This window comes from Planktothrix paucivesiculata PCC 9631 (assembly GCF_900009265.2).
In the GTDB taxonomy this organism is placed as follows: Bacteria; Cyanobacteriota; Cyanobacteriia; order Cyanobacteriales; family Microcoleaceae; genus Planktothrix; species Planktothrix paucivesiculata.
On record NZ_LR735015.1, the window covers coordinates 1 to 24,266 of the forward strand.

Annotated in this window: 18 protein-coding genes; 10 read left to right on the forward strand and 8 right to left on the reverse strand. The window is 39.9% G+C overall.

Annotated elements, in window-relative coordinates; genetic code table 11:
- Nucleotides 1-108 precede the first annotated feature (108 nt).
- Nucleotides 109-1,521 carry a flippase gene (locus tag PL9631_RS11725; RefSeq protein ID WP_083620547.1) on the reverse strand — a complete coding sequence of 471 codons (1,413 nt, stop codon included), beginning with the start codon at nt 1,519-1,521 and terminating at the stop codon, nt 109-111.
- Between the two features lie 152 nt (nt 1,522-1,673).
- Between PL9631_RS11725 and PL9631_RS11730 the strand changes: the two genes are divergently transcribed.
- Nucleotides 1,674-3,410 (forward strand): Rqc2 family fibronectin-binding protein, encoded by a 1,737-nt coding sequence (locus PL9631_RS11730; RefSeq protein ID WP_083620550.1) that lies wholly within the window; start codon nt 1,674-1,676, stop codon nt 3,408-3,410.
- Between the two features lie 74 nt (nt 3,411-3,484).
- On the opposite strand, the gene PL9631_RS11735 is transcribed toward PL9631_RS11730, so the two are convergent.
- Nucleotides 3,485-4,513 (reverse strand): peptidoglycan recognition protein family protein, encoded by a 1,029-nt coding sequence (locus tag PL9631_RS11735; RefSeq protein ID WP_231516709.1) that lies wholly within the window; start codon nt 4,511-4,513, stop codon nt 3,485-3,487.
- A 208-nt stretch (nt 4,514-4,721) separates the two neighbouring features.
- On the reverse strand, nt 4,722-5,831 hold the full coding sequence (gene aroB, locus PL9631_RS11740; RefSeq protein ID WP_083620551.1) for a 3-dehydroquinate synthase: 1,110 nt from the start codon (nt 5,829-5,831) through the stop codon (nt 4,722-4,724).
- Between the two features lie 113 nt (nt 5,832-5,944).
- On the opposite strand from aroB, the gene petL reads away from it, so the two are divergent.
- Entirely contained in the window at nt 5,945-6,049 is a 105-nt protein-coding gene (gene petL, locus PL9631_RS11745) for a cytochrome b6-f complex subunit PetL (protein ID WP_231516710.1), read from the forward strand.
- A 161-nt stretch (nt 6,050-6,210) separates the two neighbouring features.
- On the opposite strand, the gene PL9631_RS11750 is transcribed toward petL, so the two are convergent.
- Together PL9631_RS11750 and PL9631_RS11755 are read right to left on the reverse strand one after the other, a co-directional pair.
- Nucleotides 6,211-8,481 carry a pentapeptide repeat-containing protein gene (locus PL9631_RS11750; RefSeq protein WP_083620553.1) on the reverse strand — a complete coding sequence of 757 codons (2,271 nt, stop codon included), beginning with the start codon at nt 8,479-8,481 and terminating at the stop codon, nt 6,211-6,213.
- 183 nt (nt 8,482-8,664) lie between these two features.
- On the reverse strand, nt 8,665-8,910 hold the full coding sequence (locus PL9631_RS11755) for a hypothetical protein (protein WP_083620554.1): 246 nt from the start codon (nt 8,908-8,910) through the stop codon (nt 8,665-8,667).
- A 359-nt stretch (nt 8,911-9,269) separates the two neighbouring features.
- Here PL9631_RS11755 and PL9631_RS11760 point away from each other — a divergent pair, with 359 nt between their 5' ends.
- The 7 genes from PL9631_RS11760 to PL9631_RS11790 all read left to right on the forward strand — a co-directional run bounded on the left by PL9631_RS11760 (nt 9,270) and on the right by PL9631_RS11790 (nt 20,722).
- Complete coding sequence (locus tag PL9631_RS11760) at nt 9,270-10,781, forward strand: diguanylate cyclase (RefSeq protein WP_083620556.1); 1,512 nt, start codon at nt 9,270-9,272, stop codon at nt 10,779-10,781.
- A gap of 61 nt (nt 10,782-10,842) precedes the next feature.
- A complete protein-coding gene (locus PL9631_RS11765; protein ID WP_083620557.1) occupies nt 10,843-15,693 on the forward strand; it encodes a PAS domain S-box protein in 4,851 nt (1,616 codons plus the stop codon).
- 72 nt (nt 15,694-15,765) lie between these two features.
- A complete protein-coding gene (locus tag PL9631_RS11770) occupies nt 15,766-16,515 on the forward strand; it encodes a DUF502 domain-containing protein (protein ID WP_083620558.1) in 750 nt (249 codons plus the stop codon).
- Between the two features lie 32 nt (nt 16,516-16,547).
- The gene (nusB, locus tag PL9631_RS11775; RefSeq protein ID WP_083620560.1) at nt 16,548-17,252 is read left to right on the forward strand and encodes a transcription antitermination factor NusB; all 705 of its coding nucleotides are present in this window, start codon (nt 16,548-16,550) and stop codon (nt 17,250-17,252) included.
- An 84-nt stretch (nt 17,253-17,336) separates the two neighbouring features.
- Nucleotides 17,337-18,899 carry a signal recognition particle-docking protein FtsY gene (ftsY, locus tag PL9631_RS11780; protein ID WP_083620561.1) on the forward strand — a complete coding sequence of 521 codons (1,563 nt, stop codon included), beginning with the start codon at nt 17,337-17,339 and terminating at the stop codon, nt 18,897-18,899.
- 154 nt (nt 18,900-19,053) lie between these two features.
- Nucleotides 19,054-20,535 carry a GAF domain-containing SpoIIE family protein phosphatase gene (locus tag PL9631_RS11785; protein WP_083620895.1) on the forward strand — a complete coding sequence of 494 codons (1,482 nt, stop codon included), beginning with the start codon at nt 19,054-19,056 and terminating at the stop codon, nt 20,533-20,535.
- Complete coding sequence (locus PL9631_RS11790; protein WP_083620563.1) at nt 20,507-20,722, forward strand: hypothetical protein; 216 nt, start codon at nt 20,507-20,509, stop codon at nt 20,720-20,722. The genes PL9631_RS11785 and PL9631_RS11790 overlap by 29 nt, the downstream gene beginning before the upstream one ends.
- 91 nt (nt 20,723-20,813) lie before the next feature.
- On the opposite strand, the gene PL9631_RS11795 is transcribed toward PL9631_RS11790, so the two are convergent.
- From PL9631_RS11795 to PL9631_RS11805, 3 genes are all read right to left on the reverse strand, one after another.
- Entirely contained in the window at nt 20,814-22,133 is a 1,320-nt protein-coding gene (locus PL9631_RS11795; RefSeq protein ID WP_083620564.1) for a YcjF family protein, read from the reverse strand.
- 171 nt (nt 22,134-22,304) lie between these two features.
- Nucleotides 22,305-22,589, reverse strand: coding sequence for a WGxxGxxG family protein (locus PL9631_RS11800; protein ID WP_197046348.1), 285 nt, complete (start codon nt 22,587-22,589; stop codon nt 22,305-22,307).
- A gap of 9 nt (nt 22,590-22,598) precedes the next feature.
- Nucleotides 22,599-22,883 (reverse strand): WGxxGxxG family protein, encoded by a 285-nt coding sequence (locus PL9631_RS11805; protein WP_083620566.1) that lies wholly within the window; start codon nt 22,881-22,883, stop codon nt 22,599-22,601.
- A 475-nt stretch (nt 22,884-23,358) separates the two neighbouring features.
- Between PL9631_RS11805 and PL9631_RS11810 the strand changes: the two genes are divergently transcribed.
- Complete coding sequence (locus PL9631_RS11810) at nt 23,359-23,868, forward strand: hypothetical protein (RefSeq protein WP_156090537.1); 510 nt, start codon at nt 23,359-23,361, stop codon at nt 23,866-23,868.
- Nucleotides 23,869-24,266: the final 398 nt, after the last annotated feature.

Sequence of the window (24,266 nt, forward strand, 5' to 3'; positions counted from 1 at the left end):
ACAGGACTTACGCAAAACAACCATATCTAGTAGGGGCGAACGGCCGTTCGCCCCTACAGATGGTGTATAATTGGTTATTCTGCGTAAGTCCTAAGAGGTCTAATTTTTTTAGACCAAAGGATTAGATTCACCCAGAAAACGACGACGTTGAGCTAAATAGAGAATGGCTAAAAGTGAACCCATAATTAAAGCAATTCCGATGCTGGGATTTAAGCCATAAATAATAAAAGAAGGACAGGCGGCTGCGAATAAACTGAGTAAACATATCCCCATAATTTTTTTAGCAATGTGGGAATAGGGTGTGCGAATCATAATTTGTAATCCCAGTAAACATAGGGCAATTTCACTAATTAAAGTGGCGATCGCAGCCCCTGGCCCTCCGAACTGGGGAATTAAAAACCAATTAATTAAAACGTTACCCGATGCTGTCCAAAACAAAATATTAGGTAAGGTTTTTTCCTGTCCCGTTGCTTGTAAAAATCGTTGGGCTAAATTGCCAAACATACTAATTCCTAAACTTGGTAACAAAATTGCTAAGGAGTAAACCGATCGCTGAAATTCGGGGCCATAAATTAAGGGAAGTAAAATCTGTTGTAAGAATCCAGCTATAATCACCGCAGGTAAAACTCCAATTAATAAAAGGCGAGTTGCTTTATATAATTGTTCAGGTAAACGACTCGGATCATTCGCATGATATTTAGCAAATCGAGTAAAAATTACCTGAAAAATGACTCGGGGTAAGGCAAAAAACATCTCCATAACTTTATAAGCGGCACTATAATATCCCGCTTCAACAGTTGATCCAATTGCTTGTAACATGACTAAATCCACTTGATAATATAAAATCCATAAAACTCCCGACAGGGCGAAAGGGTAAGCCATCCGTAATGAATCCCAACAATCGCTAATCGTAAACGGCGACCAAATTGGCAGTTTACGACTGAGGTAGTAGAGTAGAACTAAAATATCTAAAAGTCGGACAACAACAATACTAATGACGACTAAAGTTAAACTTTTTGTAGCATATAATACCCCCAAAGAAATAACCACCGTAGCAGCCCGTTCTAGGGCAACAAAAACCGTTTCTGTCCTAAACCATCCCATGCCTTTTAATGCTCCCCGGAGGGTCATTTTGATGGCGCGGCAAATTTCTGAAAATACCACAATATAACAAATAATTAGGGTATTTTGCTCGTTGTATCCCATAAAAATTGCAATGGGATATAGGATGATAAAAACCGGAATTGATGTTAGTAACTCTAATAAAATAAACCGGGATGTTAATTTTGATCCAACTTCGGCATTTGCTGAAACTTCTCGGTTTAAAAGCACAGGTAAACCAAACTGAATTAATAAGGCCAAAATTGCGCCTAAAGCAGAAGCTGATGTGAAAATTCCATATTCCTCCGGCCCTAAAACCCGGGCTAAGAGAATATAAAAAATAAAGGTTAAACCTAGGGTTGCTTCTCCTAAAAAGACATAAAGATAAGACAAATCTAAGCGAGTCAGCAGGTTTTTCATGAAAATTTACTCAAAATTAAGTCGCGGATCAAAAATAATTGAAAATTTTAAACCCAGTATAGGTTAAAAAAACTTGATTCTGGAAAATTAGGTCAAGTTGAGGGAAAAATAGTGAGACAATAGGTAATGGTTAAGGCGATCAGGCAAATATTATGCAATCTTTTGATTTAACAACATTAATCGCAAGCTGTTGTGAACTGCGGCAAGACTGGCTTCCAGCCCGGTTAGAACAGGTGTATCAACGTGATCGCTTTACGATTTCTTTGGGGTTACGCACCCTCAAAAGTCGAGGCTGGTTAGATATTTCTTGGCATCCCCAAGCCGCCAGAATTTGTATCGGTGATTCCCCCCCCCGGATTCCTGATACCTTTACTTTTAGTGATCAACTTCGTCATCAATTGGCGGGATTAGCATTAGTTGAAATTCGGCAATTTGACCCCTGGGAAAGAATTTTAGATCTGCAATTTGCCCAACGTCCGGGGGATGATCCCCTATGGCATTTGTATGTGGAAATTATGGGAAAATATAGTAATGTAATTTTAACTGGATCGGATAATATTATTGTGACTGCTGCCCATCAAGTGAATTTACAACAGTCGAGTGTTCGACCGATTTTAACGAATCAATTCTATGAACTTCCCCCCAAATTAACCGAACCCATTCCGAGTTTAAATGAAGATCAATCCCGTTGGCAAGAGCGGGTGAGTTTAATTCCCAGTGCCTTAAAACAACAACTCTTAAAAAACTATCGGGGTTTAAGTTCTGGGTTAGTTCAAGGAATGATTGAAGCTGCCAGTTTAGATCCAACTCAACCCACTAATAGCTTGAATTCAGAAGACTGGAATCGGTTATTTCAAAGTTGGCAAACTTGGCTAAAAACCTTAGAAAATAATAATTTTATTCCTCATTATACCCAAAAAGGTTATGATATTATTCCTTGGAATTTAGATATTATTGCTGAAGTTAAAACGGTTCAAATTTTAATTAATACTTATTATACAAATGAGTTAAATCAACAGGAATTTAAGCAACTACACCATCAAGTTAGTCAAAAACTGAATAGTGTTTTAAAGAAACTACAAGTTAAAGCAGATCAATTTATTCAACGGTTACAACAATCCGATGAAGCGGACGATTATCGGGCAAAAGCGGATTTATTAATGGCTTTTCTGCACGAATGGAAACCGGGGATGAAGGAGATTCTATTACCGGATTTTGAGACGGGAGAACCTGTTAAAATTCCCCTCAATCCCGAGAGTAATGCCGTCCAAAACGCTCAAAGTTTATATAAACGACATCAAAAGTTAAAACGGGCGAGAATTGCCGTAGAACCCCTATTAAATGAAGTGAAAACCGAGATTAACTATTTAGAACAAGTCGAGTCAGCAATTAGTTTAGTTGAAACCTACAAAACCGCCGAAGATTTACAAACCTTAGCCGAAATTCGAGAGGAGTTAATTCAACAAGGTTATATTAATATTCCTGATTATCGCAGTCCTAATGCTACTTTATCTACACAATTCCATCGGTATCAAACCCCTAACGGAATTGAGGTTTTAATTGGCAGAAATAATCGTCAAAATGATCAGTTAACCTCTAAATTAGCCACGGATTATGATTTGTGGTTTCATACTCAAGAAATCCCCGGAAGTCATGTTTTATTACGGTTAAACCCCGGACAGGTTGCTGATGATATTGATTTACAGTTTACCGCTAATTTAGCAGCCTATTATAGTCGAGCTAGAAATAGTGAACAAGTTCCGGTTATTTATACTAAACCTAAGCACGTTTATAAACCCAAAGGGGCTAAACCTGGGATGGTAATTTATAAACATGAAACCGTGATTTGGGGCAGTCCTCATCAATCAGTTATCAGTGCGCTAACGTAGTGAGCCCTGAAGGGCTCTAATATAATTAAGAGAGGATGCGCTTAAGCGCAACAACAAGGCAACAACAAATAATTTTAATTCAGATAAGCTGATTGACAACTAATCATAATTTCCTGAGTCCGGGGATAGGATTGTAAATACTGCGAAAAAAGTTGAGCATCAAAACTTCTAGGATCTCGTCTTTCTCCCGAACGGTCAACCGTCGCATGGGTTGTAATTCGGGAATCAGGAACTCCGGTTTTTGCTATTAACCAGGCTAAAGATTGATATTGTGCAGTCGTATAACCACTGTGAGAATTGGCATTATTACGACCATCCACAGGGGTTTCTAAAGAAACATGATAGGCAAAATTATTCACCGAAGGCGGACGTTTAGCATGGGTTTTTACGGTTTCCGTTCCCGTTGAACTAGCAAATACCGAATTTCCCGCGCCAAAAGCTCTTAAATCCGGCGGAACAATATAAACAATATCCCCGGTTAACATAATTAAAGTATGATAACTGGCTTGATTATCCTCCGAAGCTTGGGCATTTTGGAACAAATTCACCGCACTATAAACATCCGATACGGTTTCATGGAGCACCACAATCGGGGTATTATTCACGGGCTGGCCATTAATATCATACAAAAATCGCTGTCCGTAATTTGTCGCATTCGCCAGGGCTTGATATTCATTGGGACTGTAACCCGCCCCACCTTGAAGATTGGCCGTTTGCAGATCCGTTGGCCGGCGAAACCGATATAACGTCACTGGATTAACGGCTGGCCCCGGTCTACCATTAACGGGAGGGTTCGGGTCGGGTTGGAGGGCACAGGTTCCCGGCACAGGAATATTATTAACATTAACTATGGTTTCTGGTTCTGGCTCCCTCACCTGGGGCTGTTCGGCGGACTCCTCATCGGCCACCAGTTTGACATCTGCGGGCTTTGGTGTTGGAGAGACTGTTTCCGCCATCACCCGCTCAAAGGGTGCGGGCGCGGGCTGTTGTTGCCATAATGTCATGCCTTGAGCCACAATCCAATCTTGATTTTTCAGTCCAATTGTTACCCCTACCGCTAGTAAATAGAGGGTTAACAGTAGAATCGGAGTCCATTTTCTCATGGGTGAGTTTAGCCCGGTTTAAGTGCAGTGTTTTCCAGTGTACAACAACAATTAATCAGGCAAAAAAAATCCACTGGGGGTGAGCCAGTGGTGAGGAACGAAACGTGATTTTGATGTGAGGAGTTAACTTGCCTTTGATTTATAGATTATCGTCAGGATATGAAGTTAATGTGTCAATCCGATGACATTTATATGAAATTTTGCCCGTCTAAGCCAAACAATTCATAGAAGAAGTTTCTAACACCTGACGAATTATATCAGAAGTGACAATATCTGTTACCGTTGCGGCTCCGATGCGGGTCGGTAAAACAAATCGGACTTTTCCAGCTTTGACTTTTTTATCCGTTTGTAGACTTTCTAAAATTTCATCAATCTTGAGTCCGGGGGGAAGTTGGGTCGGTAATTTTGCCTTCTCAATCATGGCCAACTGACGGCGATCGCTTTCTTGATCCCATAATTCTAATTTAAGCGCGATTTGACTGGCGGCGACCATGCCAATTCCCACTGCTTCCCCATGAATGACCACGGTATATCCGGTTAAACTTTCAACGGCATGACCGATGGTATGACCATAATTCAAAATTGCTCTTAACCCCGATTCTTTTTCATCCTGACTCACCACATCGGCCTTACTTTGACAGGAACGGGTTAAAATTTCTTGTAATAATCCACTATCTAAAGATTGAATATTATCTAAGTTTTGGGATTGTTCTAATTTATCAAATAATTTATGATCCCAAATCACACCATATTTAATCACTTCTGCCATTCCTGCGCGAAATTCTCGTTCAGGAAGGGTTTGCAAAACATCGGGATCAATTAAGACTAATTTCGGTTGATGAAACGCCCCAATTAAATTTTTTCCCTGGGGATGATTTACCCCGGTTTTCCCTCCAATAGACGCATCAACCATCGCTAATAAAGAGGTAGGAACTTGCACCACATTAATTCCGCGTAACCAAGTCGCCGCCGCAAATCCGGTCATGTCTCCAATAATTCCTCCCCCTAAAGCAACCATTGTGGAGGAACGTTCTAATTTATGTTTTAACGCCGCATCATAAATTTTTTGCAGGGTTTCGGGAGTTTTATATTCTTCTCCGGGGGGAAGGGTACAAATTGCCACATCAAACCCGGCTTTTTCTAAAGCGGTGCGGGTGCGTTCTCCATAATAATTAAAGATTTCCGGGTTAGAAACTAATAATACTTTTTTACCTAAATTTAAGGAGGTCATTTCCTCCCCTAATCTGTCTAAATTTCCAGTGCCGATAGCAATATTATAGGATAATGAACCTAAATCTACTCTAATAATCGAATCCATTTTTTCCCCTCATCAAGTTATTTCTAAAAATTGTATTCCATTTTTAACCCGTTACGGATAGTCACAGAATGATCACTCATGATTCAATAGAGTAATGTTTATGGAGATGTCTAATGATTACAGCCGATGGCGCGATCGCTTACCTGGTCATCTATGCGGGTGCTTTAATCGCAGCAGCAGGAATTATGTTTACCCTGCGGGCAGTTAAACTGATTTAATTCTACCCCCGTGGCGCGTCTTTACGGCGCGTCTCTACCCGTTGTTGCGCCGTTGTTGCGCTTCAGCGCATCTTCTCCTAATGAGAGGCGTGAACGCCTCACTACGTTGTTGGGATTAAGCGCATCTTATAGAGGCGTGAACGCCTCACTACGTTGTTTGATCAAATCTCCTCCCCCTTTAAAAAAATTCGAGTTTGATCCGATAATCCCGCATTATTCCCTAATTTAACCCCGACAGTTTGCGCTTCGGAAATCCCACTACGAAATAGATTAGCACCCTGTAAATCAGCGTATAATAAAATAGCATCTTTGAGATTAGTATGACGAACAATTGCATCTATTAAAGATGCACAAGTGAAATCGACCTGCATTAAATTAGCTCGAGTTAAATCTGCTTTAGTTAAATCTGCATAACTCAGATTACTTTGGGCTAAATTAGTATCTCTCAGTTGGGCATTGATTAAAATAGCCTGAGTTAAATTGGCTTGATTAATCATTGCGCCCATAAGATTTACATTAGATAAATTGGTGGATTGTAGGTTAGTTTGAGATAAAATAGCACCTTTTAAATTAGCATCTTTTAAATTAGCATTTTCCAGATTGGCTCCTTCGAGATTGGCTCCTTCGAGATTGGCTCCTTCCAGATTAACTTCTTCCAGATTGGCTCGTTTTAAATTAACTCCTTTTAAATTAGCTCCTTTTAAATTAGCTCCTTTTAAATTAGCTCGACTCAGGTTAGCCCGTTGTAAATTAGAAGCGGATAAATCTACTTCAGTTAAATCACTATTTTCTAAATTCGCTTCTTGTAAATTCGCTTTTGTGATAATTGCTCCCCTTAAATCAGCACGATTAAAATTAGCCTGTTGCAAATCCGTAGCAGTTAAATTAGCGTGTTTTAATTCAGCCCGACGAAAATCTGTTTTAATTAAATTAGCCTCCGTGAGATTCGTATAATTAAGATTAGAAATAAAAAATTTAGTTTCTGTAAAAATTCCCTGACTTAAATCCGCATGGCTGAGTTTAGCTAGGCTTAAATCTACTCGAATGAGTTTAATCGATTTTAAATCCATGTCGCGCAAATCTGCACCCCGTAAATCCTGACCTTTTAACTCAATTTCTTTAATATTAGTATGGCGTAAATCGGGCCCTTTAAATTGACAAAATAAACGATAGGTGTCTAATTCTGTTCCCGACTGAGTTCCGGGGTCTAAATCTTTAGTTTTGACTAAAAAATATTGGACATTTTCTGTAAATAAGGTAAAGACTAAATTAAAAATTTCTAAAAATTGAATTAAGCCCTGACACCGGACTTCCTCATGGTCTTGATAGAATTGAACTAAATTGGCAATACAAATGTCTAAATAGGTTCGACAGGGACTCCCCAATAATACCAATTTGAGCAGTAAAATCACTAAAGTCAGTTGACTTCCCTGACGAATCATTAAGTTAAATAAAAATGAGGGAGGTTTCCCCTGTTCAATTAATAAAAACTCAATCAGTCGGTTGCAGGTTCTAATAATCAGAGCTTTATTAACAATTTTGTCATCATGAAGACGGTACAAAGATTGTAATTTTTCTTCTATTTTGTCTCTGAGAATATTAGCAGGATATTGCTGACTCAGATTAAACAATAAATATTGAGGCAAACATTGCTTAAAGGCTTGATAATTAAAATCCTGACTATTTTGTAAAAATAAATTGGCTTGAGTACCATAATTAAAGACTCGCTGGGTGGAAATTGTTTGTTTAATTAAACTCACGACTTCATCCCCGAGTTGGGTAGGATTATTTAGTTTACGATTTTTACCCGTTGGAGAGTCTAAACGGGTAATATACATCGCCAAATCAAATTTATATTTATCTTTAAGCTGTTTTGCTAAATTGCGGGCGACTTCTTTTTGTTCCCTGGAATTGCGAGGATTCAGGTATTGAGGAACTAATAAATAGGATTGATAACGGCTACTCCAATTATTGCGATCAAAATTCGCACATTGAAGTAAATTTTGATAATCTTCACTGTTTAAAAAGTTGTTAACCCATAGAATTAGTCGGCTTTCTTGAATCGATAAACAGGTTTGATTAATATCCGGGGGGTTTGATAATTTTTGGATGAGGTTTTTAATTAACCTTTGTTGACGTCTAAGCAGCCAATTATTAATCAGAATATAGCAACATCTTTGAATCGTACTATGAAAACAAGATTCCCCGGTTTCCACACTCAGAATGCTCTCTAAAGCCCTTTGTACTTTAGGTTCGCTGGGACAGAGCAGGTAGAAGAATAGTTGTTCAAAGGTATCTAAAACGGCTTCGGGACTCGATGTTTGTACCCCATGCAGGAAAAACTCATAGATCGCTTCTGCTGTCACTCCCAAAGGAGTAGAAAAGGAGTGACCGGTAGAATGGTCGGAAGTGTGATAAGAGTTGCTAATCAATTTTTTTCCTGACCCAATAAACTGTTAGATGCCCTGAGTAATAATACTCCTAAGACTATCATAGCTCTGTTTCAGATAATTGGCAACATTTAATCATTGCTTTATATTGATTTTACATAAATAATAGATTTGTGAAGATTAAAAGTTAACTGGGAATTTTATCTATAATTTAGTAATCTTCCCCTACCCCACCGCCCCACTATTATCCACACCAAAATCACCACCACCGCCTGAACTTCTGCCTCGACCGGAACTACTATTATTTTCTTGGGGAATGATTTCTTGTCCTTCTTTGTGATAGTTACAACATTGACAAGTAGAAGTAATTAACCGGATTCGACTATAGGAGGTTGTGGCTTGTCTTGTAATTTTTGATCGGTGAGTAATGGTTAATTGATTACCTTTTGGGCAGTTAATATGGAAATACAAAATAACAGAACAGTCTCCCCAAAAATGATTTGTGATGACGTTTAAATCTATACATCAGCATTATTTATCCCCTCAAGGGGTGACTAATTTTAGTTATATCTATTTTTTCCAAGATATAACAAATTATTAAGAAAATCAAACTTTTGTGCGCTTCTTCAGTTTTTATTTATAATCTTCCAGTTTAAACTGAATAGATCCGCTTCCAAAATCTATTTAGGTCTAAGGTGGGCAAATCATTAACTTTACTGCTGTTCAGAACAGATTAAGATAGAATAAATAAAACTTGGGTCTCTGATCGGGGTATAATGGAGAGTAATCTCAGACTGGCAGATTAAAAACCATTTAATCTGAGGTTTATTATGTTAGCTGAATTAGAGCAAATGTATGTGTCTTATAATTTTGCACCTAGGGCAGATTTGCTAGTTATTGATGATACACTAGCGAATTTAAGGCTCTTAGTCAATCTCCTTCGAGAGAACGGCTACAAAGTTCGAGCGGTTAGTAATGGTTACGAGGCTCTGGAGACAATTAAAAAGAGTCCTCCCGACTTAATCTTATTAGATATTCTGATGCCGGATTTATCCGGTTATCAAGTGTGCCAAATATTAAAACAGGATATCATAACTCAGGATATTCCGATTATCTTTCTGAGTGCTTTGAGTGATGGATTAGATAAAGTTAAAGCATTTAGTGTAGGAGGTTCAGATTATATTACCAAACCGTTTCAAGTCGAAGAAGTGTTAGCCAGGGTAAAAAATCAACTCACGATTCAATGGCACAAAAAACAACTTCAGCTTGAAATTTTAGAACGGGAACAGGCTCAAGAGGCTTTACGATCGCAATATCAACGGGAACAAGCCTTAAACCGAGTCATTCGGGCTATGCGTAATTCCTTAGAAATATCAACGGTATTTTCTACGGCGGTTACGGAAATTGGTCAACTTTTACAAGCTGATTGGGTAGCCATTGTTCAACATTTATCTGAATCCAAAACTTGGCAACCGATTGTTGAATATTTTCCCAATTCTGATCTGGCTAAATTAGTCAATATCAAACTGTCTAATACGGGTTATTTATTAACAGAACGTTTAAAATTATTGCAGACTTTTTGCGTCGAAGATCCCGAAACCATTATCAATCCCTTTAATCAGGATTTGGTTGAACAATATTCTAGGATTTGGTTGCCGATTCCTGTGGATGCTAATGGAGATGCTTGGGGAAGTTTAAGTATTGTGAGACATCACTCTGTCCCTTGGTCAGAAAGTGATGTAGAACTGGCCGTAGTGGTTACGGATCAATTAGCGATCGCCATCGAACAATCTCAACTTTATCAACAACTACACCAAGTCAATCAAGAATTAGAAAATTTAGCAAATTTAGATGGATTAACTCAAGTGGCAAATCGCCGGCGGTTTGATCAAATTTTAGAACAAGAATGGCTCAGACTCCGACGAGAAAAACTGCCGCTTTCTCTAATTTTAGCTGATATTGATTATTTCAAATTATATAACGATACCTATGGTCATTTATCCGGGGATGATTGTTTAAAACAAGTTGCCCAAACTATTAATGAAACCCTAAAACGTCCTGCGGATTTAGTTGCCCGTTATGGAGGAGAAGAATTTGTCGTGATTCTTCCTAATACCTCCCTACCAGGAGCGCTACAAGTCGCGGAAAAAATTCGAGAAGCCATTTATAACTTGCAATTATCCCATGAAAAATCCCCAGAAAAAGGTGTAGTAACCCTCAGTTTAGGCGTTAGTAGTTTAATTCCTTTAGCAGAGGAAAAGCCACAAATATTAATTAAAAAAGCCGATAAAGCTCTATATAAAGCCAAAAATAATGGTAAAAATATTGTTTGTTATTTTTAATCTTAACCAGATTTTTTAATTCAGATCATTATAGGTATATCCACTAAAAAGGGCAGGTGTTATGATGAGTAATAAATGGTCATTTTCATCAAATCCTACTCAATATTTAGGAGATATTAATGGATTTTCTGCACGGATAAATTTATTGATATTTGGGCTAGGATTTCTGGTTCTAGTCACTGGTATCAGTCAACTTATTTTTACTAATTATCTTCTTATCCCTATAATTTACAATCTCATTAGTTTGATTCTAAGTGGATTAATTGTATTTCTTTATGGTTATGATATTTGGATTAAAATTAAATCGTCTGACACAGAATTGATTGGAGTCTCTAAAATTGATCAAGATATTAGCGATCGCCAACAACTAGAAGCAGAATTACTCCAAAAACAACAATTATTAGATGCTTTTATTACCAGTGCGCCAGTAGGGATGACGATTCTGGATACGGAACTCAAATATACTTTTATTAATCAAGCCCTCGCCGAGATAAATGGGGTTTCCGTGGCCGATCATATTGGGAAAACTCCCTGGGATATCGTACCCGAAATCGCCATTCAACAAGAACAAATATTTCAAGAAGTTTTAAATACTGGAAACTCAATTCTTTCCGTTGAAATTTCTGGAGAAACCCCCAAACAACCCGGTATTCATCGCACTTGGTTAATCTCTTATTTTCCGATCAATTCACAAGCTCAAAAACCCATCGCCCTGGGAGTTGTTGTCGCTGAAATTACCGACCGTAAACAGGTAGAAGCCGCCCTTAAAGATAGTGAAGCCCGTTTCCGAGGGATTTTTAATCAAACCTTTCAATTCATGGGACTATTAACCTGTGAAGGACTGACCTTAGAAATTAATCAAACTGCCTTAGATTTTGCGGGTTTACAACTTCAAGAAGTTGCGAATCAACCTTTTTGGGAAGGGTGCTGGTGGCCGATTTGTCCCCAATCCCAAGCCCAACTCAAAGATGCAATTAATCGGGCTACTCAAGGAGAATTTATTCGCTATAAAATTGATATGTTAGGTCAAGGTAATCAAATTAAAACCATTGATTTTTCTCTGCGTCCCTTATTAGATGAAGATGGAAAAGTAAAACTTTTAATTGCCGAGGGACGAGATATTACAGAACACCAAGCTTTGCAGCGAGAACTGGCGCAACGAGAATCCTGGTTAGATGCTTTTTTTGCTTGTGCTCCCGCCGGATTATTAATTTTAGATGATCAAAAAAAAATCATCAAAATTAACAATGCGATCGCCAAAATGCACAAAATTTCCCCCAAAGATCATATTGGGCAATCAATTCAAAATGTTTTTTATGAATATACAGCAATTTTAGAATTTGTTTGTGATGAAGTATTAAATAAAAGCAACCCCATTCTGGATTTAGAAATTAGTGGAGAATATATGCAACCGGGAATTAGGAGTTATTGGATGGCATCCTTTTTCCCCCTATCTACTAATATTAAAACTGCTGCATCTGGAGTGGGTGGGGTGTTATTAGATATCACGGAACGTAAGCGAGTAGAATTAGAATTACGGTCTGTTAGTGAACGGTTGCAATATTTATTAACGGTAAGTCCCGCCGTAATTTTTAGTTGTCAACGGGATGGAGATTATGAAATTACTTTTATTAGTGATAATGTGCATCGTTTATTGGGTTATTCTGCTCAGGAATTTCTCAGAAATCCTGGTTTTTGGTTACATCATGTTCACCCGGAAGATATTCAACTATTGCGTTCAGGTTTGAAGCAGATTTTAAAACGAGATAGCTTTAATTATGAATATCGATTTCTACACGCTGATTATACCTATCATTGGTTAGATATGCAAATGCAGTTGGTTAGAGATCCTAAAGGTAGACCTTTAGAAATTGTCGGATATTGGGTCGATATTAATGAGCGAAAAAAAGCTGAATCTGAACTCAAAATCACCCAAAGACGCTTACAAACAGTAATTGAAACCATTGGTAATGGAATCACCTTGAGCAATACCCAAGGTAAATTTTTGATCTTTAATTCCCAAATGGAAAAGATCACTGGATATGGTGTAGAAGACACTCAAAGTCATCCCGATTTCATGCGCTTACTTTATCCTGAGAGCCTAGCTTATCAAGAGGCTGGGGAACGATTACAACAGGTAATCCATGAAGGATCATTACATAATATTGAAACCAATATTATTACTAAATTAGGAGCAACAAAAACCCTATTAGTTTCAACGGTATTATTAGCCGATGAATGGGGAGAACTATTTTTAACAGTTTATCAAGATATTACTGAAAGGAAACAAACTGAAGCCTCTTTACAAGCAGTTAATGATTTATTAAAAGCGACAATTCAAGCCGCCCCCGTGGCGATTGATGTCATTGATCATCATGGTAATATATTAGTTTGGAATCCGACGGCGGAACGGATTTTTGGTTGGAGTTTTCATGAGGTAATAGGTCAAAAATTACCGATAATCCCTAAAGATTTTCAACAGGAATTTCAGCAAATGGTTGAAAACACTTTTTCAGCTAATACCTTGAGCCAAGTGGAAACAAAACGTCTACGAAAAGACGGATCTTTAGTGGATATTAGTTTATCTACAGCTTTAGTTAGAAATTCCCAAGGTCAAATTATTGCCTCCATGGGAATTTGTGAAGATATTAGTGAACGTAAACGCACGGAGGAATCTTTACGCCGTTACGAGAGAATTGTGGCGGCGACAACGGATCAAATTTGTTTGATTGATCGTAACTATACCTATCAATTAGCTAACCCGGCTTATTTGAGTCTTTATCATCAAGTTTTGGAAGCATTAATCGGTCGTCCGGTGATGGATTTTGTTGGTCAATACCAATTTGAACAGATTATGAAACCCAACTTAGAAAGGTGTTTAGAAGGAGAAGTTATTCATTATCATTGTTGGTCAAATTCCCCTCCCCTAGACCATCAATTTTTGAGTATTACCTACGCCCCTTATTATGAACTAAATCAGAATATTTCTGGGGTAGTAATTAGTATTAGAAATTTAACCGAACTAAAAATTGCTGAAGAAAAATTGCGACAAAGTGAAGAAGCATTAGTAGAAGCTCAACGGATTGCTCATATTGGCAATTGGAAATTTGATGTTGCCACTCAAAAAATGATGTGGTCAGAGGAAATGTTAAGAATTTTTGGCTTAGAAAAATCCCAGACTGAATCCAGTTATGTGGAGTATTTACAGTATGTTCATCCTGAAGATCTTCGCCATATTGAATATAATATTAAACAAGCAATTAAAACCGGTATTTCCTTTGAACTAGATTATAAAATTATTCGCGCAGATGGTTCAATTCGTTATTTAGAGGTTCGGGGAGAAGGAGTCAGAGATGAACAAGAAAATATTGTACAACTGTTTGGAACAGTTTTAGATATTAGCGATCGCAAACAAGTCGAATTAGAACTGCAAACAGCGAAAGAATCCGCAGAAGTTGCGAATAAAGCCAAAAGTATTTTTATTGCCAATATGAGTCATGAATTAAGAACTCCCTTAAATGCAATTCTGGGATTTGCTCAATTAATGAGCCATGATTCCGCCCTTCCTGCCTATCAACAAGAAAATTTAGAAATTATTCGCCGTAGTGGTGATTATCTGCTGCATTTAATTAATAATGTTTTAGATTTATCCAAAATAGAAGCCGGACGGATGACCGTTGACGAAAGTACCTTTGATCTGAATTATTTGATTTTATCCATCTGGGAAATGTTCCGTTTACGAGTAGAAACAAAAGGACTAAAATTTTGTCTCAATCTTGACCCTAATGTCCCTCAATATATTATTACAGACTCGAATAAACTTCGACAAATTTTAATTAATATTTTGGGAAATGCTATTAAATTTACCCAGAAAGGCAGTGTGAGTTTAACTGTATCTCAGGGGAGTGAGGGAGAACCTTCAATCCCTAGAATTCAAAATAGCCAACCCACACTCCTGAAGGGTCAAGGTCAATACCTAACCCTGAAATTTGAGGTTGAAGATACGGGAGCCGGAATTGCTGAGGCAGAATTAAATAATATTTTTGATGCGTTTATTCAAAGTCAATCGGGGAAAAAAGCCCTCGAAGGAACGGGTTTAGGACTGACAATTACTCGGAAATTTGTTGAGTTAATGGGGGGAGATTTGGGAGTTAAAAGTAACCTAGGTGTTGGGAGTATCTTTTGGTTTGAAATTCCGGTATTAGTCACCCAGGGAAGCCCAATTCAATCCCTAGAAATTAGTCGCCAGGTCTTAAGTTTAGCTCCGGGTCAACCGGAATATAAAATTTTAGTGGTCGATGATCAACCCGAAAATCGGCAATTGATGATTAAATTATTAACTCAAATCGGCCTACAGGTGAAAGAGGCTGAAAATGGACAAGAAGCTCTCCATTTATGGGAAGAATGGCAGCCCCATTTGATTTGGATGGATATTAGAATGCCGATTATGAATGGTTATGAAGCCACTCAACGAATTCGCGCGAGTTTAGATGGTGAAAATACTGTTATTATTGCCTTAACTGCCTATGCTTCCAAAAGCGATCGCAACCTAGCTTTATCGGCGGGATGTAATGACTACTTGAGTAAACCCTTCCAGGAAGATGAACTATTCAGTAAAATGGCTGAATATTTGAAATTAAAATATGTCTATGCAGACTCTACCCCTTCCGCCGCCCAGTCCTCTATTCTCTCATCTTCAGTTAACCCATCCTTAACCTCTGAAAGTTTGTTAGTGATGTCGCAGGAATGGATTATTGCCCTACAGGAAGCCTGTCTCCTCTGTGATGAAGAAGAAGTTCTGCATTTAGTCCAACAAATCCCCCCCGAACATCAAGCTTTAGCCACGAGTTTGAGATCTTTAGCCCGGGATTTTCAATTTCAACAGATTCGACAGTTAACATTTGGTAAATAGCTCGCTGCAAAAACCAATAATCGTTAATAATGGGAAAGAGAAACACCAAAAAAAGAGGAGACTGGACGCTCTGTGTTCCAACGCTTAAAGCAGGACTTTAAAAACGACTTAATTGCAGGTCTGTTGGTCGTGATTCCCCTAGCAACCACGATTTGGTTGACTATCACCATCTCCAGTTCCGTGATTGAGTTTCTGACTCGTATTCCTAAGCAAATTAATCCCTTTGATGGTTTGCATCCCATTTTAGTTAACCTGCTGAATGTTTTGGTCGGGTTAGCTGTACCCCTGTCAGGGATTTTATTTATTGGTTTGATGGCCCGTAATATTGCGGGACAATGGCTTTTGGGCTTTGGTGAAAAAATCTTACAAGCTATTCCCTTAGCGGGTTCGGTTTACAAAACTCTGAAACAACTTTTAGAAACCCTTTTACGAGATTCTAACGATAAATTTAGTCGCGTGGTCTTAGTGGAATATCCCCGTCGAGGTCTTTGGTCACTGGCTTTTGTTACCGGGTCGGTGAGCGATGATATGCAGTCTAAATTGTCTGAGGAAGTGGTGAGTGTATTTATTCCCACTACCCCGAACCCCACCAGTGGATGGTATGCTATTGTTCCACAGCACGAGGTGATCAACCTGACCCTCTCGGTAGAAGATGCGTTTAAAATTATCGTGTCCGGTGGAATTGTCAATACCACGTCTTCAACGACGGTAAAAGCCCTGAGCCCTAAACCTGAACTCCCATTAGAATCTATGGTTAACGGCGAAAATATAATTCCAGCTATTGTCCTAGAAGATGAGGGAATTGGGGTCGGCGAAAATTAAAGGGACAAACTTTATTCTTTATTCTTAAACTTATGCAAGCCCGTCGTACTGCTCGCGAACTCGCTTTACTTGGAATTAGTCAGCTTCCGGCGACTTCCGAACGCCTAGAATCTCAAGAATTACATGATGTTTTAATTGCCGCCGTCAGGACGTTAACCACTGAAGGTCAAGAGTCCTTAGAAACAGCAGCTACTGAATTACAACGCAGTAGCGATCGCCTTTTAAATAGCCAAATTCGGGCGAGTGATTTACAAAGTTCTAGGACAATGGTTTATGAAGCCATTGAATTAGTTCAAGGGGCGATTAATCGTTTAAGCACTGCCATTGAATTACCGGAATTGGTACAATTAGCCAATCAACAAGAAGTCTGTAATTATGCCCTGGAAATTCTGATTCAAGTCAATAGCCACAAGGCCGAAATCGATCAGTTATTAACAGATGTATTAGTTGATTGGCAACTCAACCGACTTCCCCGAATAGATCGGGATATTCTCCGCATTGCCGTTGCCGAATTAATGTATTTAGATTTAAAAGAACAAGTAGCAATTAATGAAGCCATTGAACTCGCAAAACGCTACAGCGATGAAGAAAGTTATCGCTTCGTTAATGGCGTTCTCCGTCGATTTGTCGATAAATTAAAAGCCGGGGAACAGGGAACAGGGAACAGGGAACAGGGAACAGAGAACAGTGAACAGAGAACAGAGAACAGGGAACAGAGAACAGGGAACAGGCAATAGTTTGCTCCTCCTACCTCCCCTGCTCCCCTGCTCCCCTACTCCCCCTGCCTCCCCTGCCCCTAATAACTAATATTAAAAAAAACTATGGTATTTAATTGGTTTCGTCGTCAATTTAATGAAAAAACCGATCAGAATCAAGAACCGGAAACGGAGGTTAAATCTGAACCCGTCAAGGTAGATAAACCGGCTGAAACGGCTGATAGTTCAGAAGAAAAACCTCAAATTTCTGAGGATTACTTACAGTGGGCAAAAGCAGCTTATAAAAATATTCAAAAACAACAGCAACCGGAACCGGAAGTTGAACCGGAAGTTGAACCGACCGTTTTAACCGATGAAACTCCAGAGGTGGAAACAGCTGTAGAAACCCCTGTAGAAGCCATTGAAATTGAGGAGACAGAACCCGAACTAGAACCTGAAACCGACCTCCCAGATACAGAAACCCCCCCTGCTTCCCCTGCCCCCCCTGCTCCCCCTGCGGCCACTGAGCCTGTCGAAGTGCCCCCTGCTCCCCCTACTCCCCCTGCCCCCTTCTGGGCTGCATCCACCACAGAACGTCAAACCCGCCTAGAACGGCTGAAAGAAACCGCCATTGAACCCGAACCCGAAACCAGCGAAACGGCTTCTGGGGAAGCGGGAATGGTGTTTGATGAGGTCTTTATGTGGTCGGCTCAGGTCTTAGCCGATCAAGGTCGGCGTCCCGATCAAGTGGCCCTAGAAGAAATTACCTGGTTACAGAAACTCTGGAAAGCCCTAGGAAGAACACGGCGCAACTTACTCAACCAATTAAAAGCGATTGTCGGCCAGGGGCCATTAAATCAACAGGCTGTTGATGAAATTGAATCCATGCTCTTACAGGCAGATGTCGGGGTGGCAGCCACTGATCGCGTGATTGAAGCCCTACAAAGTAAACTCCGTCAAGAAGCCCTGCCCCCAGAACAAGCGATCGCCTATCTGAAACAAATCTTAAGGGGCATTTTAGAAGAACCCTTTTCCCAGGGCTATCCCATCAGCTTTGCACCGGAAAAAGATACCTTAAATATTTGGTTAGTCACCGGAGTTAATGGGGCGGGTAAAACTACAACCATCGGCAAAATTGCCCATTTAGCTCAAAAATCCGGTTATCGGTGTTTAATCGCCGCTGGGGACACCTTTCGGGCGGCGGCCGTTGATCAGGTGAAGGTCTGGGGAGAACGCACGGGGGTGGAAGTTGTGGCGAACCCCGGAAAAAATACCGATCCGGCGGCGGTGGTTTATGATGCGATCGAAGCAGCCCGCTCTCGCAATACGGAATTGTTAATTATTGATACAGCCGGGCGCTTGCAAAATAAAAAGAATTTAATGGAGGAACTCAATAAAATTCGCCGAGTCATTGATAAGCGCGCTCCATCCGCTAAAATCCAATCTTTGTTAGTATTGGATTCAACCCTGGGTCAAAACGGTTTACGCCAAGCCGAAGTTTTTTCAGAAGTGGCCCAATTAAGTGGGGTGGTCTTGACAAAACTCGATGGAACTGCTAAAGGTGGTGTTGCCCTAGCGATTGTCCAGCAACTCGGCTTACCGATTCGATTTATCGGAGTTGGGGAAAGTATCGAAGATTTACGCCCCTTTTCCAGCTACGAGTTTATCGAAGCCCTCCTCAGTGGCTAAATCACAAACACCCCCGTCCTTTATTTATCTGAACACCGGAATAGGGAATAGGGAACAGGGAACAGGGAACAGGGAACAGGGAACAGACAATCGGGAACAGACGATCGGGAACAGACAATCGGGAACAGGCAATAGTTTGCCCCCCCTGCCTCCCCTGCCCCCCTGCCCNGCCTTGCCCCTTCCTCGACGCTCGGATCAATTTGCTGACTCGATTACGGGTTCTGCAACACCAGAAACGACACCAGTTTTTGCCCTCAAGGAAATGGTGGCGCGTTTGCATCGAGAACAGCAAAACGTGAACGAGTTGTTAAGTTCCTTGGGGTATGCCCTGCGTAGCTTCAACAACCTGAATCAATTTTTAGAGTTAACTCCCCTAGTCGCTAGTCGGGTGACGGATTCCGACGGGGGGGCTTTGGTATTATTTAAACCTAACGGCCAAGTCCGGTTTCAACGGCTCCACTGTCAGGAAGGACGCCAATGTCAGGATATTCGGCAGGCGATCGAAGCTGTAACCCGACAAATTACCGCATTCTCAACTACAGGAAGGTTAGAAGACCTCTCGGAATCTGCCTTACAAACCTATACGGCAAATTTAGATTATCAAGTTAGTCGCTATCTCGGCGCCGATGTGCAGCTATTCGGGACGCCAATTTTGGTGAATAATATCGAGCGGGGACGGTTATATGTTTTTAGCCATGATGTTAATTATGTTTGGACACCGACCCGGCAAAAATTAATCCGGTTAGTGGCGGATCAAACGGCAGTTGCTATTGCCAATGATGAGTTAGCAACTTCCCTCCGGGAGAAAGAAAGATTAGATCGAGAATTGGAAATTGGGGCGGAAATTCAGTTACAATTACTGCCTCGAAAATGCCCAACTATTCCGGGTTTAGATATTGCCGCCCAATGTCAAACGGCGAACCGAGTGGGGGGGGATTATTATGATTTTATTCCCTCTAATTTTGACCAACGGGGTGATCATGTTTCTGTCCATCATGATAAACGCTGGAGTATTGTGATCGGCGATGTCATGGGTAAGGGAGTCCCGGCGGGTTTGATTATGACCATGACCCGGGGAATGTTGCGGGCTGAGGTATTAAACCGTCATTCTCCGGCCTTGATTTTGGGGCATTTGAATCAAGTTATGTATGCGGATTTGGAAAATTCTAGCCGGTTTGTGACGTTATTTTATTCGGAATATGATCCGGCGACTCGAATGTTATCCTATAGTAATGCGGCCCATCATCCGCCGTTATTATGGCAGATTGCCACTAATAATATTATTAGGTTGGATACTTTGGGAATGTTGATTGGATTAGATGCGGATAGTCGCTACTATGAAGATAAAATCCAACTTTATCCGGGGGATACAATTATTTATTATACCGATGGATTTACGGACGCGATGAATCAACGGGGCGATCGCTTCGATGAGGACAATCTTAGCCAAGCATTCCATTGGGCGTGTCAGAATTGTAGAAATCCCCAGGCGATTCTTGATTATTTGTTTGAACAAGTTCAACAGTTTATTGGTGCAGAAAATCGAAATGGGGATGATATGACCCTCGTGGTGTTGCAAGTTCAATCGAGCAATGGAGGCAGTAATCATGATTCTTCTAATTCTGAATCCTGTTGATGGGTTTAATATCCTCGATCACAGTTTAAATCTGTTCCATCACACAATAATTTTAGCTCAACAGGTGAATGTCGATATTGTGGGGGATTTTGTTAGTAAATGGAACCATATTGTTAAAACCGGGCAAATTTGGGCGTTTTTTGTGGGTGTTGTTGCGGGATGGGGAATTAGGAGTTTGTTACCCTAACTCAGAATAGGGAATAGGGAATAGGGAATAGGGAATAGGGAATAGGGAATAGGGAATAGGGAATACTTCGAGCTTCTTCAGCAAGCCCTAATTATTTTGGCAGATTAATTCCTTTAAATCGTTCTTTTGCCGTGGTAAATGCTTCTTTCATCACCGCTTGAATTCTCTGAGAATCAGGTTTTTTCCCTCCCATTAAATCCCCAAAATAAACACAAGCTCCTTCCCCTAAAGCCCAAGTATAAGCAGCAGCCCAAGACGCGGCAATCACACTACCAAAACCGGGGATAAATTTAATCAATTCCCGACCAATCATTTGGGCCAAAAATCCGCCGCCGATCGCACTAACTAAACCACCAGCTTGAGAAGGATTTAAGGTTTGTCCATAGAGATTTCCTAATAACACCACCAGAGAAACTTGTATAGCAGTTAAAACAGGCATAGTGGCAAAAGGAAGGGGAACAGCGGCAACGGTCGCTGCCATAATACTAAAGGCTAAAATATACCGTCGTCCCACATCTCGATAGATGTTTCCTAGTTGATTATTAACCTCTCCATTTAATAATTGATGAATCGTTCTAGCTTCCGCTTCAGGAAGTAGATCAGCCAAGGTATCCCGCAGAGATTCCAAGCCATAAAATACAGGATTATACCCATCTTCTTCTAGGGTAAAATCAATTAATACCGCTTGATCATACAACCCTTTAAATGCTATTTTTAAAGTATCGAAAGCACGATTAATATCCTCAAAATCTGGGGGATAAAGGGGATGATTTTCCGTTTGGGGCGGATAAATTTCATGCAGACAAGTCACTGCTAATAAACAAGGAATATGGGGATATTGTTGTCGTAAACTTTCGGCAATGCTTCGCAGGGTATCGGTGGCAAAATCGTTAATTTTAACAGTTAGAATTAAAACCCTAGCCCCTTGAGTTTCCTGTTGCAAATCGCCGATTAATTCTTCAATTAGAATAGAAGTATTTTGGTTAATATCTCCCAAACCAACGGTATCTTTAAAAATCAGTAAGGGTAAATCATTAGACGGATAAGCATAACGTTCTGTATGTTGAGTATGGGGACGGAATCCTTGGCCGATAATTTCGGCTGAAACCCCGGTTACTCCCCGCACAATTGAGCTTTTTCCCGCTTGAGGTTTACCAATTAATAAAGCTTCGGTTGTGGGAAGTTGCGCCTTAACTGTTTCTAAAATCTCAGCAATTTGGGTTTCATTAACATTGAACCATTGCACAAAGGTTTTGGCGATTTGATCACCAGGGAATAGTTTTTTTAATTCTTGGGTGGTTCTATTCCAGCCCGTTGTGATACCCTCTATCCAAGGGGAATGAGCAGATGGGGGTTGATGGGATGTTTCACCCTCCGGGGGGGAGATTTGAGAATCAGGGGTTTCGGTCATGGGTCAGGTCTGATATTTTCTACTTTGATCATTCTAGTTCAAAGTTAAAAGCGTATTTTTTCCTTTCGGTTTCCCCTGGAAGTTTAGAGACTCAACATAAAATTAGGGTAGGTGATACCTACCCTAGCTTTTTAGGATGATTACTTCTAACCTAAACAACATCATGAGATTTTATTCTCGATAGCCGGGACGAGTTGTAACGTTCGGATCACGATAGGTTTCGGGATTAGTCTTGGGTTGACGGAACAAATTGGCTAAACCGATTAACCCCAACAATCCTAACCAACCCCAGTTATTATTATCATCTGTTGTTTCTTGAAAAGGAGTCCTATCAATAATCGTGGTATTATTGGGATTAGTTTGAGCATGAGCAGGTAAGGAAGCAGGAAATATAGCTAAACTTACAGCGATAATTCCTACACTTAAAATCTGTTGCACGGAAGGTTTAATCTTCATGAATATTCCTCAACTTGAGTAGCGATTAGGAGTTTCATCAGTAGTACGATAACGTGCGACGGGTTCTTCAGATTTGCGAGCTAAACCAGCTAAACCAATTAAACCGAGTAGACCCAGCCAACCCCAATCGAAATCTCGATCCGATGTCGTTGTACGGTAGGTTGTACTGTTATTCTCTGTACCTGTATTTGTCGGTGTTGTTTGAGCCGAAGCAGGCGATATAGATGGAAGAATTGTTAAGCTTAAAACTAAGGCAGTGGCACTGACTAACTTAGGTAAAGAGTTCATGTTCATAATATGGATCTCCTAGAATATTCGCCCGGTCATTGTGTGAATAAACGATTTACAATTAACATCGTGCTTCACCAATGCAGGCTATCTTTTTAATTTAGGGGATTTGGCTGCCTATTTCCTCTATCTTTAGCTATAAAATAAAGCGAAGTGAAGTTCATCTAAAGAGATAGACTTTCGGTTAATTACTATCTGGAATTTATGGTTACTTTATTTATAATAACCTACTTAAATATTAAATTAATAACCTTAATAAAGGACTTTACCGCCTGAAGGGGGATTGTCACAAAAAAAAATAACAGCCTTGTTTGAAATCCTGTTCACAATCCGATGCCTTTTCTCAAGTTACTCGCCTGAATGAACTGAAGGAGAAAATCTTAGAAAAGAGCTAATAGGTCTGATATTAATAGTATGCTAATGGTGGCGTACTTGTTTACAAGTAGTGTTAATGTTGAGGTAGTATAATTTAATCATACTCATGGTAACCAAGAATATTAGGGCCGTTACTTACGTTCCACCGGAATATCATAAAAAGCTGCGTCAGTACATGAAACGGCATAACTTAACTGAAAGTGCAGCTTTAGTCCAAATGATTAAACAGTTTTTTGATGGGGAACAACCTCAGTTTAATTCTGACTTGAAAACCGAGGTGGAAGAACTTGTACAAGAACAACTTAAACTGTTCAAAGGTGATATGGATCTGTTAAAAGAACAAATCACTTTAATTCAGCAGTTATTAGACAAAAAAATCTCCGGCGAAATCAACCGTCGATCTTCCAATTCAGTCAATAGTAGTCATCCCAGAAGTTTATTAAGGTTGACTCCTAAAACCGAGGAAGAACTCACTCGTCGTTTAGGAGTAAATACAGGAAATGTTGCCAAAGAATTTGCTAAAGGTGCAGAACATTTTAGCCATTGGAGTCAACAAAAAGATCCCAGTGGTATTGGTTGGCACAGACGCGGTGATGGTTTGTATTACCCTGTTTAAATCACTATATTGGAAATAAACATACTGCTTATGCTCGCTCTGGAAGGCTATCAAATCCTCTCTCTTATCTATGAAAGCACCAATTCCCTAATTTATGGATTCAAGAGCGAGATGAGCAAAGGGTAATTCTAAAGGTTTTCAAATCTGAGTATCCAACTCCCTACCAACTGACCCGCTACCAACAAGAATATGAAATAATTAGTAGCTTAAAGGGCCAGGGTGTTGCTAAAGTCTATGGTTTGCACAACTATCAAAGAACCCTCGTAATTGTCCTATAAGATTCTGATATATTGTCTCTCAAGGAATTGATTTATGAACAATTTAAAACCCATAAAAGAGGATTCTCTTTAGAACAATTTCTAACGATCGCGATCGCCATTACCGAAGGTTTGGGAAAT

What these genes read in the sequence shown, in the direction of transcription:
- PL9631_RS11725 (WP_083620547.1), bottom strand. Translation starts at nt 1,521, where the DNA reads ATGAAAAACCTGCTGACTCGCTTAGATTTGTCTTATCTTTATGTCTTT.
- PL9631_RS11730 (WP_083620550.1), top strand. Translation starts at nt 1,674, where the DNA reads ATGCAATCTTTTGATTTAACAACATTAATCGCAAGCTGTTGTGAACTG.
- PL9631_RS11735 (WP_231516709.1), bottom strand. Translation starts at nt 4,513, where the DNA reads ATGAGAAAATGGACTCCGATTCTACTGTTAACCCTCTATTTACTAGCG.
- aroB (WP_083620551.1), bottom strand. Translation starts at nt 5,831, where the DNA reads ATGGATTCGATTATTAGAGTAGATTTAGGTTCATTATCCTATAATATT.
- petL (WP_231516710.1), top strand. Translation starts at nt 5,945, where the DNA reads ATGATTACAGCCGATGGCGCGATCGCTTACCTGGTCATCTATGCGGGT.
- PL9631_RS11760 (WP_083620556.1), top strand. Translation starts at nt 9,270, where the DNA reads ATGTTAGCTGAATTAGAGCAAATGTATGTGTCTTATAATTTTGCACCT.
- PL9631_RS11765 (WP_083620557.1), top strand. Translation starts at nt 10,843, where the DNA reads ATGATGAGTAATAAATGGTCATTTTCATCAAATCCTACTCAATATTTA.
- nusB (WP_083620560.1), top strand. Translation starts at nt 16,548, where the DNA reads ATGCAAGCCCGTCGTACTGCTCGCGAACTCGCTTTACTTGGAATTAGT.
- ftsY (WP_083620561.1), top strand. Translation starts at nt 17,337, where the DNA reads ATGGTATTTAATTGGTTTCGTCGTCAATTTAATGAAAAAACCGATCAG.
- PL9631_RS11790 (WP_083620563.1), top strand. Translation starts at nt 20,507, where the DNA reads ATGATTCTTCTAATTCTGAATCCTGTTGATGGGTTTAATATCCTCGAT.
- PL9631_RS11795 (WP_083620564.1), bottom strand. Translation starts at nt 22,133, where the DNA reads ATGACCGAAACCCCTGATTCTCAAATCTCCCCCCCGGAGGGTGAAACA.
- PL9631_RS11800 (WP_197046348.1), bottom strand. Translation starts at nt 22,589, where the DNA reads ATGAAGATTAAACCTTCCGTGCAACAGATTTTAAGTGTAGGAATTATC.
- PL9631_RS11805 (WP_083620566.1), bottom strand. Translation starts at nt 22,883, where the DNA reads ATGAACATGAACTCTTTACCTAAGTTAGTCAGTGCCACTGCCTTAGTT.
- PL9631_RS11810 (WP_156090537.1), top strand. Translation starts at nt 23,359, where the DNA reads ATGGTAACCAAGAATATTAGGGCCGTTACTTACGTTCCACCGGAATAT.